This is a genomic window from Candidatus Chryseobacterium colombiense (assembly GCA_029203185.1).
Classification (GTDB): domain Bacteria; phylum Bacteroidota; class Bacteroidia; order Flavobacteriales; family Weeksellaceae; genus Chryseobacterium; species Chryseobacterium colombiense.
Window position 1 is genome coordinate 1178269 of sequence record CP119310.1, and the last position, 15928, is coordinate 1194196.

Sequence of the window (15928 nt, forward strand, 5' to 3'; positions counted from 1 at the left end):
ACAGTTTAATAAACATTTAAACTTTTTCCCCTTCAATTTTCCTGATCGTAATCCTGAAAGTAGTTCCCTTTCCTACTTCTGTCTGAACAATTTTGATATCTCCGTTATGGTATTCCTGAATCACTCTTTTAGCTAATGACAATCCCAATCCCCAACCGCGTTTTTTAGTAGAATATCCCGGCTTAAAGGCATTTCTGGCCTGCTGTTTTGTCATTCCGCTTCCGTCGTCTTTTACCTCTACAATAATGTTTTTACTTCTCTCAAAAACAGTCATCAACAAGTTACCTTGCCCCTTCATTGCGTCTACAGCGTTCTTCACAAGATTTTCGATCACCCAGCTCATCAGTATTTTATTGTGCGGAACCCAAATGGTATAAGTAGGCTGATGCAGCGTAAAATTGATTTTTTTAGAAATCCTTGTTTTCAGATAATCATAATTTTCCTGAATGGTTTCATTAAAGTTTTTATCATTGAGCTCCGGAACAGAACCTATTTTAGAAAATCTTTCCGAGATCGTACGTAAACGCTCAATATCCTTTTCAATCTCGTGTACGCCTTCAGATTCAGGATTTTCAAGCTTCATAATTTCCATCCATCCAATCATGGAAGAAAGAGGTGTACCAATCTGATGGGCGGTTTCTTTTGCCAATCCTGCCCAAAGATACCCTTCATCCGTTTTCTTGATCGTTCTCAGAAACCAAAATGAAAACAAAAAGTAAGACAGCACGAACAGACCTAATAGAAAAGGAAAATACTGAAGATCATTAAGAATTTTTGAATTATCATAATAAACAAACTGGTTATTTCCGTGCAGAATTTTTATTTCAATGGCCGGATATTTTTTTTCCATTTTTTTGGCTAAAGCAATAATTTCGTTTGGATTATCATGGATTTCCTGCGGCAAATTCTTATATTCTATAAGCTGATCATTGTTATCCAAAATAATGAGCGGAATCGTTGTATTGGAGCTGTAGATCGTCAAAAGCAATTCCTGAACCTCCAGACTGGGAGTCGTAACTTCCTGTTGAAATTTGATAGCATTCACCAAAATATCAACCCTTTTTACTTCTTCTTTCTTTAAATAATTTACGATGAGTGTTGATGCTATAACGATAGACACAACGACCAGCGTCATGAGAGAAAAAATAAACCAGTTGTTGAATCTGGAAAATATGGATTTCTTTTTCAAAGCAGGCTATTTTAAAACATTCAGGATTTTTTGAAGCTCTGTACTTCCGCTTCCCTGATAATTGTTGATAATAATCGAAAATACATATTTTTTTCCGCCCTTCGAAGTATGAAAACCTGCAAAAGATTTGGTATCCTTCATCGTTCCGCTTTTCATTTTAAGACCGTTATCCTGAACCGGAAAACCATCATAATAAGCATCAAACCAAGGTTGCTTTTTAGTATACAATAATGCCTGAACTTCAGCTTTTGCAGAAACATAATTTTGAGGCGAAAGTCCGCTTCCATCTGCAAAATTGATCATATATCCGTTAATTCCCTTTGATTTCCAAAACTCTTTAAGGTAAGCCACTCCACTTTTAAAACTGGGATCTCCCTTTTTCTCTTTCCCTAATGTTTTAACTAAAGTTTCACCATACATATTCACACTCTTTCTCAAAAACCAGTAGACAATTTTATCTAATGTAGGGGATTGATAGGTAAGAATCATATTATTTTTGGGAGAAACCTGTATTGGTTTTCCTTCGATTTCAAGCTGAGCATTGGTAACTACTTTTCCGGAAAAATCAATCCCTGATTCTTTCAGCCATTCTTTTACTTCCATTCCCAACTGCAAAGGCGGATTCGGTACGGAACCCGAAACGGTCGTAACTTTTCCTGCGGGTAAGGTACCGTTAATTACAGCAACATCGGAATAGGGTGCTGTAAATACTAAGCTCTGATCAGAATTTCCGCCTGTTTTCAGATCATTCAGCCATTTTATTCCGGCCAAAGGATAAGAAAAGTTCTTAAAATCTGTTCCGCTGATATTCACATCAAACTGATTTTCTCTCCAGTTCACACTCCATACCCCGGCTCCATAGTAATTTCCTAAATCATCCCAAGGCCAGCCTCCGGGAATCGTCTGATGGTCAAAATAAGAATCATCAATAATTAAATCGCCCGAAATTTTTGTGATTCCGGCATTTTTTATGGCTTCAAGAAGTTCCTTTTTAAAATTTTCAGGCTTAAAAGATTCATATCTCCAGCTTCCCAACGTAGGATCTCCGGTGGAACTGATAAAAAGATTACCGTTAAGATTTCCTCCTGAAATACTTCCGGAATAGCTTGATGTTGTTTTATAAGTGTAATCTTTGCCTAATGTTTCTAAAGCTGCTGCCGCCGTAAATATTTTCTGGGTAGAAGCTGTAGAAAAGCCTTTATTTCCCTGATATTCATAAATGAGTTTCCCTTCTTCATCAGATACATAAAATGATAGACTGGAAGCAATTGCTCCTGGAGAATTCATCAGATTTTTTGTAGCATTATCCAGCTTTTGGGCAATATCCTGAGCAAAAATAAGTTGTGTTGATAAAGTAAGAACTGCAAATGTTTTTTTCATTGCGTTTTTTATTTTCTTTTTGTGAGATACTTCACCTCATTCAGTATGACGTTTTTAATAGTAAAAAGTCATTTTATATTGTGTCGTGCTGAGCGGAGTCGAAGCATCCTTACCTATTAAATATGATCCTGAAACCATATTATTTAATTCAAATATAATTAAAATAAAGTTACAGTTCAGAACCCGCCTCAATCTCGTAAGGTTCCTTATCTTTTTCAAAAACTCTTGTTAATTCATTACCTTCAACAGTGATTTTATCTCCAATTCTTCTGATCCAGTTCCCCTCACGAAGTCCCACAACTTTTAGATCATTCTGCGTTAAAAATTCTTTGATTCTGGTTTCTCTCGTTTCTCCGTTATGCTTCAAATCAGGATTCGGGTCCAAATAATGCGGATTCAAATTAAACGGAACCAGTCCCATACAATCAAAACTTGGCGGATAAACAATAGGCATATCATTCGTTGTTTTCATATTTTGTCCGCCGATGTTACTTCCCGCACTGCATCCCAAATAAGGTTTTCCACTCTCAACATTTTGCTTTACAACAGACATTATTTTTTCTTCATGCAATGTTTTTACCAGCAAAAAAGTGTTTCCGCCTCCTGTAAAATATCCTTTTGCACTGTTTAAAGCTTCAGTTTTATCTTCAAATTCGTGAAGACCTCTCACTTTTATATTGATGGTTTCAAAAAAAGAACGTGCTTTTGCTGTATAATCATCATGAGAAATTCCACCTGGTCTCGCAAAAGGTATAAATATAATCTCATCTATCCCGTTATATAACTGAATTAATTCTTCTCTTAAATACTCCAGATATTCTCCTCCGAAAAGTGTGGAAGTGGAAGCCAATATGATATTCATATAAAATATATTTTGATAAAAGTTCAGATACAAAGATAGCTGAAACCGCACCGAATCAAAAATTTCGATAAAAAAAGATAGAATGTTCTTAATATTTTCTAAAAAAACTTAAGGGTTCTAAAATTTAGATTTTTATGGAATTATTCTTGAACTTTCTCTATCACAATTCGAAAATATAATGTTATGAAAATGATTAAAATGAACACAAAAAGTCTGATTGCAGGTTTATTATTTGCAGGAGGTTTAAGTTTGATAAACGCCCAAACGACTCAACAGACAGATACCCAGAAAACGGTTCAGAATGCAGTCAACCCAACTATTGATGGTCTTAAAAAACAAATTGAAGCCAATCCAAAAGATACCAATGCTTTGGCAAAGTTAGCCACCGCTTATCAGGAAGCTTCAGATTGGGCCAATGCTGTAGATACGTGGAAAAAAATATCTGTTTTACTTCCCGATTGGGCACCGTCATATTATAGCCAAGCCTATGCTTATCAATCTGCAAAAGATGATATAAATGCGAAACTTGCCTATGAAAAGTATATAGCCACTGTAAAACCGGAAGAGGTTGAACAGAATAAGAAAAACCTGGCGTATGCTTATTTTTACCTTGCTTTTTCTGAGCAGAAAAATAACCCGGATAAAGCAAAAGAGCATATTGCCAAATCCATACAGTATGATCCAAGCAATGAGGATGCTGTAAAATTGAGTAAAGCTTTAAATTCATAGATCATTAAAAAGGTTCAGAAATTAATCTGAACCTTTTTAATTTATTTTCTTTCCGAAAAAATCGGTTTCACCATGCAAATGCTTTATAATCTTTTCTATATTCCTCTGAATGCTTGCTTCGGTTTTCAGATTATTGATATAGCGGATAAGCTCTGTTTTTCTCGAAGGAATTAAATTTTCAAAATTTTTTAAAGCAACTGGATTTTCCTGTATCGCTTTCTCTAACTGAGGATGAATAGAAACTGTTCTGTCTTTATTATCATATTCAACAAAGACTTCTATGTTCTCTCCTACTCTTTTCGGAGAATCTTTGAGCATTATCATATTGATATACAACCGCCATTCTCCGAGATATTTCATGAGATTCTGTGTATATTCTTTGCCATTTACAGTTCCTTTCACCGGAATCGGGCTCTTATTTCTTCCAGAGGCTTCAAAAATTTCATTCAAAACTTCCTCAGGAAGAAAAACAAAAGGATTGATTCCGATAATTTCCAACTTTGCTTTGAAGAGGTTTTTCATTGTTATAAATTTAATTATTTTTAAACCATCCTGTCAAAAATTCTTTGAATTTTCGCCACCCCTTCAAAGGAGGAGAATTTTAAGTCATTAATGCAGCCTTTACATTAATTGCACAAAGTTTTTAACAAAAAATCAAGAAACACGAATCCCAAATCTCAGCCTAAATTAATTTTCCACTCACAAAGGAATCATTATCTTTGCATCAATAAATCTAGAAACAAATGAAATTTTTTATTGACACAGCCAATTTAGATCAGATTAAGGAAGCTAAAGATCTTGGAATTTTAGATGGAGTGACTACCAATCCTTCATTAATGGCAAAAGAAGGCATCCAGGGAGCTGAAGCGATCAAAAATCATTACAAGGCGATCTGCGAAATTGTAGACGGAGATATTTCTGCGGAAGTTCTTTCAACTACGTATGAAGAAATGATCAAAGAAGGGGAAGAATTGGCGGCAATCCATCCAAACATTGTGGTAAAAATTCCAATGATTAAGGATGGTATCAAAGCGTTAAAATATTTTTCTGATAAAGGAATCAAAACTAACTGCACCTTGATTTTTTCTCCGGGACAGGCTCTTTTAGCAGCTAAAGCCGGTGCTACTTATGTTTCTCCTTTTTTAGGAAGATTAGATGATATTACTACTGACGGATTAAACCTGATTCAGGAAATCAGATTGATTTTTGATAATTATATGTATGAAACTGAAATTTTAGCAGCTTCTATCCGTCATTCCATGCATATTATCGACTGTGCGAAGATTGGTGCAGATGTAATCACCTCTCCACTGCCTCCGATCTTGAGTTTGTTGAAACACCCGTTAACAGACAGCGGATTGGCTCAGTTTATTGCAGATTCTCAGAAATTAGCTTAAGAAATCTTTTTTAAGTTCAAATAATAGAAACGCGCGAAACTTTCAGTTTCGCGCGTTTCTATTATTTGAGTAAATACAGCTCAAGAACATTATTGTTTTTTGCATTTTCTTCCTTCGCTTTCTTTTCCCTTTCTCTAAACATTTTTTCGGGATCCAGAGGTTTCCCACTTTCGTCTACGATGGTTACTTTTGTATTTCCGGACATCATCTGTCTCATCCCTTTGTTGGGATTCTTTCGGTGATCAATAAACTGTTTTTTATATTGATCGGGGTCTACTTCAACCATACTTCCGACGATTTTCTTTTCCGAATCACTTTTCCATTCCGGATTATTGGGAATTTTTACAATCCCCTTCAGTACAAAAGAATGAGATTGGGTTTTATCTTCTATTTTAATAATCATTCCCGGGAGTCCGCGAAATTTATAGGGACCATCCTGAATAGGAAGATCGGGAACAAACCAGGCAGTCCATTGCCTTCCTGCAAAATCTGTTGTTGCTTTCTGAGCACTAAATTCGCCGATTTTTTCTTTTTCCGGAAGGATTTTCCAATCCATTTTTCTCTGATCATTCACTTTATAATAATCCACCTCCAATGGGTTAAAAAATAAAACTTTATAATCAGGATATGATTTCTCAACGGTGAAAGCTATTTTCCCATAATCTATTCCACTGAAATCCCGCATGCCTTTTGTGATTCTGTCTTCTCTTGTTGAATCTGCGGCAAAGTTTTTTTTGCTGTAAAACTTAGATCCCTTTTTAGCGATATCCAGGTACATGATTTCCTGCTCCGCATTATTTTTATCCGTGGAATCCGTCACAAATTTATATTCATAAATAAAACGCTGGTTCTGAGCCAGCATGAAAACGCTTAAAAATGAAAACACTCCCAGAATAATTCTCTTCATATTGATTTTTTTCAAAGATAATTTTTTTAAATTAAATTTTTATTGGATTTGTTTGAGGTATAAAGAAAAAGCAGGAAAATTTTTATTGATCCTGCTTTCATTAGAAAATATATGTATTTTAATTTACTAGGTCCGGTTCGATAGGATTATTATTTTTGGCTAAATTTTCTTTAGTTCTTTTTTCCATTTCTCTGAACACCTGATTAGGATCCGAGATTTCTTTTCCGTCCGCCGTTTTTGTTTTAAAAACCATTTTCGTGTTGCCATCATTTTTCATCATCATTTCCCTCATATTTTTTGTAGGATCATTCACATATGCTTTCCATGCTTTTTTAAACTGATCTTTTGTTATCTCAATATCTTTACCTCCCATTCCGAATAATTTGATGTTCTCAGGTAAAGTAAGCTCTTTCTCTTCTGTTTTGTTCTGAAGCACTTTATTTCCTATCAAAGTCATCACATGAGAACCTGTCGTGTCCTCTATTTTAACAATCAGTCCTGGTAATCCATAAAAAGTATAAGGTCCGTCCTGAAAAGGGAGATCACTGGCAAACCAGGCGATCCATTCTCTTCCTCCAAAGTTTGTTGTAGCTTTCTGGGCCATATATTCTCCAACTTTTTGTTTTTCAGTCTGTATTTTCCACTCAGGCTTTTTGTCTTCTTTTATCTTATAATAATCGTTGGAAATATTTCTGAAAAGATAGGTTTTAAAGTCTGGATATGACTTCGTTACTCTATAAGATACCTGTCCCGGTTTTTCTCTTTTACTGATATTTATATTTCCTGAGAATGCTTTGATCTGCTTTTCCAGATCTGCTCTTTGAGTGGAATCTGCAATATATTTGTCACGGCTGTAGTAGGAAGATCCTGTCTTATCTATGTCCAGAAACATCATTTCTGTTTTCACATCCGTTTTATCATTAGAGTCGGGAATAAACTTATATTCATAAAAAAATCGGTTGATCTGAGCATGGGCAATAAGTCCAACCAGGATAAGGCTAAAGATTAAAAGTTTTTTCATTTTTTTCTCAATTAATAGGTGGTAATCTCCATTCTCTTAGCGTAAGATCTTTTACTGTCTCCTACTCTGTCTATTTTAAAAAGCTTGATGTTAGGAGCCGAATTTTCATCTTTGAAATCGCTTTGATACTTCAAAAACTCTTCTTTGCTTACTTTTTTTCCATTAACATACAATTCAGGTACATCTACATTAACAACAAGCAAAGCAGTTTTGCTCACAGGAGATTTTTTATTTTTTTCATCTTCAATTGCAGCGCCATGTATATCAACTATCTTATTTAAACTATTATCTATTCTAAAGATGGCAAAATTGTTTTTGTTAGGTACATTCTGATGCAAATCCTGTATTTTTTTCGCTTCTTTTTTTAACAGTTCTTTCTCTGTTTCAGACAATGGATTTTTTTCATAATCTCTGCTTTTAGGAAACTTTTCATCAAAAGCATATTCTTTCCGGGTCAGTTCTATCGTTTTTGTAAGTTTCTGTTTATCTTCGGCAGTTTTTTTAACAGCATCCTGTCTTTTCTTTTCGGCATCTTTATAGAATGTTTCCAAATCCTGTTGCGCCGCTTCTCCTATTTTTCTTGCTTCTTTCTCGGCTTTTCTTGCAGCCTTTTCTGCTCTTTTTATTTTTCTTTTAAATTCAGGAGAATTTACCATAGCCTCAGCTTTTTTCGCGGCTTCTTCGGCTTCTGCTATTTTTCGTTTAAACACCGGAGAGTTTACCATAGCCTCAGCTTCTTTGGCTTTCTTTTCTGCTTCAGCAATTTTCATCTTAAACTCCGGAGAATCATAATACTTTTCAACACTGCTGTAATGATCTTCAAGAGCTTTCAGATTCTTTTTATACTTTTCTGAGTTTACAATTTCATCAATTTGATCAGATAATGCTTCAATTTCATTTTGTTTGGCTTCAAACTCTGGTGTTTCAGTTTTTTTAGATTTTATAAGCTTTTGAATTTCTGCACTCTTTTCATTGATTTTCTCACTGATTTTATTAATTCTCTCATGATCTTCTTTTAATGCTTCATTATAAAGATCTACTGTTTTTAACTGTTTTTGGAAAGCCTCTTCATTCGCATCAGGTCGTATGGTATCTTTTTTAATTTGGGAAACTGCTTTCTCTATTTCAAGATTCGTTTTGGCTATTTCTTTGTTCTTCGCATTGACCATATAGGCAAACGCCACTGTGAACACTACCGGTAAGGCTAAAATTCTTCGCGCATACCCGAATTTCGTCTGTGATTTCTGTAACATTGTTAATCGCTTTTTTAGATTAGAACTTAGAAACGGACTCGTGGCAGGTAACTCTGTTCCGGAAAAGTGACTTGCTAAAAGCATCTGCGCAAATGCTTTGGTGTCCGATTGTCTTACGGCTTTTTTATCAGCCAGATATTCGTGGATTAAATTAATTTCTTTTTTTATAAGGTGGTAAAACGGGTTAAACCAGAATACCGAGGTAATGATTGCTAAAATGATCTTATCAAACGTATGTTTCTGTTCGATATGAACCATTTCATGTTTTAGGATCTGTTTTCCTATTTCTGAATTCAGCGTAATAGAGTTCTTCCAGAAAAGGTTTTTAAAATAGGAAAAGGGAGCATCGGTAAGGTCGGTACGGTAAAAGTTGATCCCTTCTATATTTTCTCTTTCAAATTTTCTTTTCAGTTCATGTATTTTAAAGGTTCCGTAGATGAATTTGCCTAAAAAATATACGGAAATGAGTCCTAAAACTGAAAATGCTGCTGTAAAATATAAGTTTTCATGGGTATTTACATTTTCTGATGGGCTAAAATTCTGCACCTTATCGATCAGCATATAGATATTCTGATTGACCTCAATGGTAAAATCTTCAAGCTTTATCAGTGGAAGCAGTAAAGAAATCAGGATTGAAAACAACAGGTAAAACCTATTGTAATGGTGAAAAGTCTTGTCCTTGAGCGAGAGATAATAGTATCCCTGCAAAACACCTGAACAGATAATCACTTTTAAGATGTAAAATAATACTTCCATGATTGAGATTATAACTCGTCTTTCTTATTTTTCGTATTGATAGAAATTTCACCTTCCATTTTCCCGCTTTCCATACTCTTTTTTACACTGATCGATTCTATCTGATCAGGTTTCAATATTTTCAGGTCGTCTCTGGTAGATTCTTTTCCGTCGATAATTACTTTTATATTTTCATCAAAAGCATTTTTTCCGTTAATGTAAATTCTGGAAACATTTCCATCGATTTTACTCACGCCTGAAGCTTTAAAATTACTTCCGTCAAGATTTCTTACCATCGAATTTGCTGTAACTCTAATAACCTCTGGTTTGGAATAACTGAAATCATAAGAAAAAGATGTTCTCATTTTATCGCCTTCTCCTCTAGCTTTCTCGTTTTCAATTCTCGCTTTTTCACTCTGAATCCTTGCCTTTTCTCCGGCTTCTCTGGCTTTTTCAGCTAGTTTTCTCGCTTTCCTCATTTCTCTTTCAGCTTTTTTACTGTACACCGGATATTTCAGATCACTGCTCTTGAATACTCTTATTGTCGGAGCATTTGGAGCACGCGGTGGAATTGGAGGATTCGGAGGTGTGGGAACTACAAATACAGCTCCTTTTTCAAATTCAGGAAAATCAGGCATTTCGAATTTCAGATTTTTCAAATCCTTCAATTGATTTTTCCATTGATCCGAATTGAAGAATTCCTCAGTACTCATTTCCTTACCATTAATCTTAATTCTGCTTAAGGATTTTTGAAAGTCTTGTGAACTGGTGATTTTCGCGATCTCTCCGGAAAGCTGTGTTATTTCGTCTACATTTTTATCGAATTCTTTAGTTTCAGGCTTTAATTGTTTAAGCGCTTTACTTTTTTGTTCGATCTTTTTCCCCAGTTCCGCTATTTTTTTCTCATCATTTGTTTTTTTATAAATTTGAACTGATTCATTTTTATTATAACCAGGTCGTATCGTATCCTTTTTAATCTGGGAAACTGCTTTTTCTATTTCAAGATTCGTCTTGGCTATTTCTTTGTTCTTCGCATTGACCATATAGGCAAACGCTACTGTGAACACTACCGGTAAGGCTAAAATTCTTCGCGCATACCCGAATTTCGTCTGTGATTTCTGTAACATTGTTAATCGCTTTTTTAGATTAGAACTTAGAAACGGACTCGTCGCAGGTAACTCTGTTCCGGAAAAGTGACTTGCTAAAAGCATCTGCGCAAATGCTTTGGTGTCCGATTGTCTTACGGCTTTTTTATCAGCCAGATATTCGTGGATTAAATTAATTTCTTTTTTGATAAGGTGGTAAAACGGATTGAACCAGAATACCGAGGTAATGATTTCTAAAATGATCTTATCAAAGGTGTGTTTCTGCTCGATATGAACCATTTCATGCTTTAAAATCTTCTTTCCTATTTCTGAATTCAACGTGATGGAATTCTTCCAGAAAAGATTCTTAAAATAGGAAAAAGGGGCATCGGTAAGATCGGTACGGTAAAAGTTGATCCCTTCTATGTTTTCTCTTTCAAATTTTCTTTTCAGCTCATGTATTTTAAAGGTTCCGTAGATGAATTTGCCTAAAAAGTACACGGAAATAACTCCTAAAACTGAAAATGCTACTGTATAATATAAGTTTTCATGGGTATCGGTGTTTTCTGGAGAGCTAAAGTTCTGCACTGTATCGATCAGCATATAGATATTCTGATTGACCTCAATGGTAAAATCTTCAAGCTTTATCAGGGGAAGCAGTAAAGAAATCAGGATCGAAAGCAAAAGGTAAAACCGATTGTAGTGGTGAAAAGTCTTGTCCTTGAGCGAGAGATAGTAATATCCCAGTAAAACACCTGAACAGATAATCACTTTGAGAATGTAAAATAATGCTTCCATGATTTGATATTGCTTTCAAATGATAATATGGCTTGGATTTTCACAGATCAGATTCTCTACAATATAGAGATCAACCAATCCCACAGCCTGAAAAATATTTCGATAATAAATGCAGTCATTGTATATGTTTATTGAGGTTAATATTCTCTTTTTTCACTGATGCTTTGTCTTTTAAAGACAACTGAACCTTTCAAAATGTTACAGAGAAACCTCATTTAAAAATCAGCTTTTCTTTTTAAGCTCATTTAATAACATTTCCAAGTCTTCCACACTCATTTCATTCTTTTCCACCAGAAAAGAAACCGCACTTTTATAAGAACCTTTAAAATAATTCTTCACAAGGCTTTTCATGGTCTTCCCAGAATATTGCTCTTTCGTCACCAAAGGAAAATATTCATGTTGTCTTCCGATCACTTTATAATCTACAAATTCTTTATCCTTCAATACTTTTAATATGGTAGAAACCGTATTGGTATGAGGTTTGGGTTCCGGAAATAAATCAAGAATGTCTTTTAAAAATCCTTTTTCTATTTTCCATACGTATTGCATTACCTGTTCCTCAGCTTTTGTAAGAGTTTGAATTTTCATATCCTATGTTTAATACTATTATATATAGAGAGAGTCAACTCTATATCACTAACAAATTAGTTATACAAATATAGAATTAAATTCTTTTCGAACAACTATTTTTTTAGTGATAAGGCATTCTAAAATCATAACCTACTTAAAATCAGACAAATAATTTTATGTTTCAATTATATTTTTTACAAAAAGTAACGATTCTGATATATTTATTCTTCACAAAAAAAGCTTTATTACACTAAAAATCCTTAAAACATGTTAAATTTTATTAAATAAAATTAAAATGAAGTTGTCAAAACTGAGAAAATATATTTATTTTAGTGGCTTAAAAATTTCTCATGAAAAGATATAATTTATTGATTGTACTATTACTGCTTGCTTTTAATGTAGCGACTGCACAAAAGAATTCTCCTGCAGCAGACTTCAGCGCGATAGGGGAAGCTAAAACAAAAATAGAAAATACAGTTCCTTTGGTTCTTGAGCATCTTAAAAATATTGCGGATAAGGAAGGAGATAACAGCATCTATACCAACGGAAAAACTGCACTGGGAAAAGAATATGCAACTTTACAATCAGAATTCTGGTTATATAACGGTAATATGTCTAACTGTATCATGAATAATTCTTCAAAGAAGGCAAAGAAATGTATGCAGTACCACACTCAGTATTTAAGAAATACGTTTATTAACTATAATAATTATATCACTTATATCACAAAGAAAAACGGTTATATCGGTGTAGACAGTGATGTTAAGAAAGATTTCACACCTTCAGAAATTACAAAAAAACTGGGTGATGCTTATTATGCAGCAAGCGAAGCAGCGCAGAGAATGAAAGGCACTCAGAAAAAAGAATTCTTAGACCAGCCAAAATCTGATGATTACAAACTCAGACCTTACGCTGAACTAATAAAATAATAAAAATTCCGCTTTAAAAAGCGGGATTTTTTTATGTCTAAATAGTTTTACATTTCACAAATAATAAAAAAAGAGAACTACAAATTGTAATTCTCTTTTTTTTTAGTAGCGGGAACCGGACTCGAACCGATGACCTTCGGGTTATGAGCCCGACGAGCTACCTACTGCTCCATCCCGCGATATTGTGATGCAAATATACAACAATATTTTTAAAATCCTAATTTTTCTTTTAAATAAAGGATTTTTATGAAAACTATTTTATAATTTGTATCTTTGTTATATGGCAAAAATATTAAGAATCTATCCGGAAAACCCACAGGAAAACCTTATGAATGAGGTCATTAAAACCCTGAATAATGGCGGACTTATTATCTATCCTTCCGATACAATTTATGCATTGGGCTGTAATATTTTTGACATCAAAGCCATGGAAAAGCTGGCCCAGCTGAAGAAAGTTAAGCTGGAGAAGGCTCAATTCTCTATAATATGTAACGATCTAAGTCATCTTTCTGACTTTACAAGGCCGATTGATACTTCGGTATTCAGATTTTTAAAGAGTCATCTTCCGGGGCCATTCACTTTTATCCTGGAAGCCAATAAAAGTCTACCATTAGCTTATAAAGGACATAAAACGATAGGGATTCGTGTTCCTGATCATTCCATTCCGCAGCTTATTGTTGAAAAACTTGGACATCCCATTGCCTCTACCTCCATTAGAGATGATGATGAAATTATTGAATACTCTACCGATCCTGAACTTATCGCAGAAAAATATGATCACCTGGTAGATATCGTGATTGATTCAGGATATGGAGATAATGTAGCTTCTACTATTGTGGATCTTACTTCGGGTGAACCTGAAGTAATCCGTCAGGGAAAAGGAATATTATAAATTCCGGACCCATAAGTTCATCCTGAACTGAAAATTAAACTTTGACTTTTTTATGAAAATTATAACATCTCCTGCCAAATTAATGAATGTAGAAAACTCAACCGATTTATTGAGAACCACCACTCCGAAATTCATTGAAGAAGCAGCTTATATACAATCTTATTTAAAACAAAAATCCCCGAAATATCTGTCTGAACTCATGGAGATTTCTCCCAAACTGGCAGATGAGAACTGGGAAAGAAACCAAAAATGGAAATCAAAACCGGGTGCGAAGGAATCTGCTCCTGCGATGTATGCTTTTACCGGTGAGGTTTACAGAGGACTGGATGCAAAAGCGTTAGACAAAAACGCGGTAGACTATTTACAGAAAAATTACAGAATACTTTCCGGGCTGTACGGACTTTTAAAGCCTTCTGATAAAGTAATGCTTTACAGGCTTGAAATGGGCCGTCCCTTTGAATTTGACCAGTATAAAAATCTTTATGACTTCTGGAAAGAAAAAGTGACAGAGCAGCTGAATACCGAAATGAAAAAGAATGAGATTCTGCTTCATCTGTGCAGCAACGAATATGGAAAAGTAATCGACCGGAAAAAACTCAACCATAAAGTGATTGATTTTGATTTTTATGAATTGAAAGACGGAAAGCCAAAAACCATCGTGGTTTATACCAAACATGCAAGAGGTTTGGTCGTAAGGTTCTGTGCAGAAACCAATGCTAAAACATTAAATGATGTAAAAGCATTCAACTATGAAGGTTACAGAATTGATGAAGAAAAATCTACAGATACAAAACTGGTTTTTACGAGATAAATGACAATTTTAGAATTTAAAAGACATTTTAAAAGAGAGCTTTCTGAGCTTTATACAGAATCTGAAAGCACTTTTTTATGTTCAGTTTTTGTGGAGAAAATTATAGGTTTTGACAGTTTTCATCAAAGAAGATTTTCAGATCAGGAATTACTGATACAGGATGAACAGAATCTTTTGCACGTTATTTCAGAATTAAAAACCGGTAAACCTTATCAGCATATTGTAGGGGAAACTGAATTCTATGGAATGAAGTTCTTCGTAAACGAACATGTATTGATTCCACGGCCTGAAACAGAAGAGTTGTTGGAACTTGCCATTCATAAAATACAGGAAGCAATTGTCATTCTGAATGCAGCGCAGCGAAATGAAGAATCCCAAACTCTACTCACAAAAGATTCTTCACATTCAGTTCAGAATGATCGCAAAAATATGTTAAAGATTCTGGATATCGGAACAGGAAGCGGAATCATTCCTTTAGTATTAAAAAAGCATTTTCCGGAAGCAGATATCACTTCCATTGACTTTTCTGAAAAAGCTTTAGAAACGGCCAGAAAGAATGCAGATCTTCATCAGCTCAGCATCAACTTTATTCATACCGATTATCTGAATTTTGAATTAAAGCAGGAGTTTGATGTAATCATTTCAAATCCGCCCTATATTGGCATTGAAGAGGAGCATGAAATTGCAGATTCTGTGAAAGAATTTGAACCTAAAATGGCTCTTTTCTCCCCTACTTCAGATGCTTTAATCTTTTATAGAAAAATTGCGGAGGATACGGAAAAATATCTTAATGACAATGGATTATTGTTTTTGGAAATCAATCAGAAATTAGGTCCCGAAACATTGGAGCTTTATACTAAGAATTTTTCTGAAGCCTTATTAATAAAAGATCTATCAGAGAATGACCGATTTATTTTCGGAAAGAAATAAAATATGGAAATCAAAGCACATCAAATCAATACGACCAAAGTAGCGGAAATAATTGCAGAACACATCATCATTCATTCCGCTCAGGACGGACTGGATCTTTTAGGTAATATGTATTATCAGGAGTTTGACAGCGTTGTTTTATATGAAAAAAATATCAGCCCCGAATTCTTTGACTTAAAAACAAAGATGGCCGGTGAGATTCTCCAGAAGTTCTCAAATTACCGGGTAAGATTAGCCGTTGTAGGTGATTTCAGTAAATATGAAAGTAAAAGTTTTAAAGATTTTATTTTCGAAAGCAATAAAACCAGGCATGTCCAATTTGTCAATACCCTGGAGGAAGCTTTAGAAAAACTTTCAAACTAAAATAAAAAGTCAGCATCCTTTGCTGACTTTTATTATTAGTGACATTTCCATACTATTTTGGGGAAATTCTTTTCAAA

The 15928-nt window shown here is 34.4% G+C and carries 16 protein-coding genes and 1 tRNA gene; 7 read left to right on the forward strand and 10 right to left on the reverse strand.

The window, feature by feature from the left end; genetic code table 11:
- Positions 1-16: 16 nt before the first annotated feature.
- The 3 genes from P0Y62_05155 to pepE form a co-directional block, all read right to left on the reverse strand.
- Positions 17-1189 (reverse strand): HAMP domain-containing sensor histidine kinase, encoded by a 1173-nt coding sequence (locus tag P0Y62_05155; protein WEK70944.1) that lies wholly within the window; start codon positions 1187-1189, stop codon positions 17-19.
- A 6-nt stretch (positions 1190-1195) separates the two neighbouring features.
- Entirely contained in the window at positions 1196-2569 is a 1374-nt protein-coding gene (gene dacB / locus P0Y62_05160; protein ID WEK70945.1) for a D-alanyl-D-alanine carboxypeptidase/D-alanyl-D-alanine-endopeptidase, read from the reverse strand.
- 169 nt (positions 2570-2738) lie between these two features.
- Positions 2739-3431 carry a dipeptidase PepE gene (gene pepE, locus P0Y62_05165; GenBank protein ID WEK70946.1) on the reverse strand — a complete coding sequence of 231 codons (693 nt, stop codon included), beginning with the start codon at positions 3429-3431 and terminating at the stop codon, positions 2739-2741.
- Between the two features lie 198 nt (positions 3432-3629).
- On the opposite strand from pepE, the gene P0Y62_05170 reads away from it, so the two are divergent.
- Entirely contained in the window at positions 3630-4160 is a 531-nt protein-coding gene (locus P0Y62_05170; protein ID WEK70947.1) for a hypothetical protein, read from the forward strand.
- 36 nt (positions 4161-4196) lie between these two features.
- Here the strand turns inward: P0Y62_05170 and P0Y62_05175 are convergent, their stop codons facing one another.
- On the reverse strand, positions 4197-4682 hold the full coding sequence (locus P0Y62_05175) for a YdeI/OmpD-associated family protein (protein ID WEK70948.1): 486 nt from the start codon (positions 4680-4682) through the stop codon (positions 4197-4199).
- Positions 4683-4903: 221 nt separating this feature from the next.
- On the opposite strand from P0Y62_05175, the gene fsa reads away from it, so the two are divergent.
- Positions 4904-5557, forward strand: coding sequence for a fructose-6-phosphate aldolase (gene fsa, locus P0Y62_05180; protein ID WEK70949.1), 654 nt, complete (start codon positions 4904-4906; stop codon positions 5555-5557).
- 61 nt (positions 5558-5618) lie between these two features.
- Here fsa and P0Y62_05185 read toward each other — a convergent pair whose 3' ends face one another.
- The 5 genes from P0Y62_05185 to P0Y62_05205 all read right to left on the reverse strand — a co-directional run bounded on the left by P0Y62_05185 (position 5619) and on the right by P0Y62_05205 (position 11944).
- Positions 5619-6464: a GLPGLI family protein gene (locus tag P0Y62_05185; protein ID WEK70950.1), complete on the reverse strand. Its 846-nt coding sequence runs from the start codon at positions 6462-6464 to the stop codon at positions 5619-5621.
- 118 nt (positions 6465-6582) lie between these two features.
- Complete coding sequence (locus P0Y62_05190) at positions 6583-7485, reverse strand: GLPGLI family protein (protein WEK70951.1); 903 nt, start codon at positions 7483-7485, stop codon at positions 6583-6585.
- An 11-nt stretch (positions 7486-7496) separates the two neighbouring features.
- Positions 7497-9494, reverse strand: coding sequence for a M56 family metallopeptidase (locus tag P0Y62_05195; GenBank protein ID WEK70952.1), 1998 nt, complete (start codon positions 9492-9494; stop codon positions 7497-7499).
- A gap of 8 nt (positions 9495-9502) precedes the next feature.
- On the reverse strand, positions 9503-11356 hold the full coding sequence (locus P0Y62_05200; protein ID WEK70953.1) for a M56 family metallopeptidase: 1854 nt from the start codon (positions 11354-11356) through the stop codon (positions 9503-9505).
- A gap of 222 nt (positions 11357-11578) precedes the next feature.
- The gene (locus tag P0Y62_05205) at positions 11579-11944 is read right to left on the reverse strand and encodes a BlaI/MecI/CopY family transcriptional regulator (GenBank protein WEK70954.1); all 366 of its coding nucleotides are present in this window, start codon (positions 11942-11944) and stop codon (positions 11579-11581) included.
- Positions 11945-12276: 332 nt separating this feature from the next.
- Between P0Y62_05205 and P0Y62_05210 the strand changes: the two genes are divergently transcribed.
- Positions 12277-12855: a hypothetical protein gene (locus tag P0Y62_05210; GenBank protein WEK70955.1), complete on the forward strand. Its 579-nt coding sequence runs from the start codon at positions 12277-12279 to the stop codon at positions 12853-12855.
- A 106-nt stretch (positions 12856-12961) separates the two neighbouring features.
- On the opposite strand, the gene P0Y62_05215 is transcribed toward P0Y62_05210, so the two are convergent.
- Positions 12962-13034, reverse strand: a tRNA-Met gene (locus tag P0Y62_05215).
- A gap of 101 nt (positions 13035-13135) precedes the next feature.
- Here P0Y62_05215 and P0Y62_05220 point away from each other — a divergent pair.
- Genes P0Y62_05220 through P0Y62_05235 form a run of 4 tightly spaced genes read left to right on the forward strand, consistent with a single transcriptional unit; the run spans position 13136 to position 15851 of the window.
- Complete coding sequence (locus P0Y62_05220; protein WEK70956.1) at positions 13136-13747, forward strand: L-threonylcarbamoyladenylate synthase; 612 nt, start codon at positions 13136-13138, stop codon at positions 13745-13747.
- Between the two features lie 52 nt (positions 13748-13799).
- A complete protein-coding gene (gene yaaA, locus P0Y62_05225; protein ID WEK70957.1) occupies positions 13800-14558 on the forward strand; it encodes a peroxide stress protein YaaA in 759 nt (252 codons plus the stop codon).
- Positions 14559-15488, forward strand: coding sequence for a peptide chain release factor N(5)-glutamine methyltransferase (gene prmC / locus P0Y62_05230; protein ID WEK70958.1), 930 nt, complete (start codon positions 14559-14561; stop codon positions 15486-15488).
- A gap of 3 nt (positions 15489-15491) precedes the next feature.
- Entirely contained in the window at positions 15492-15851 is a 360-nt protein-coding gene (locus P0Y62_05235) for a DUF4180 domain-containing protein (GenBank protein ID WEK70959.1), read from the forward strand.
- Positions 15852-15928: the final 77 nt, after the last annotated feature.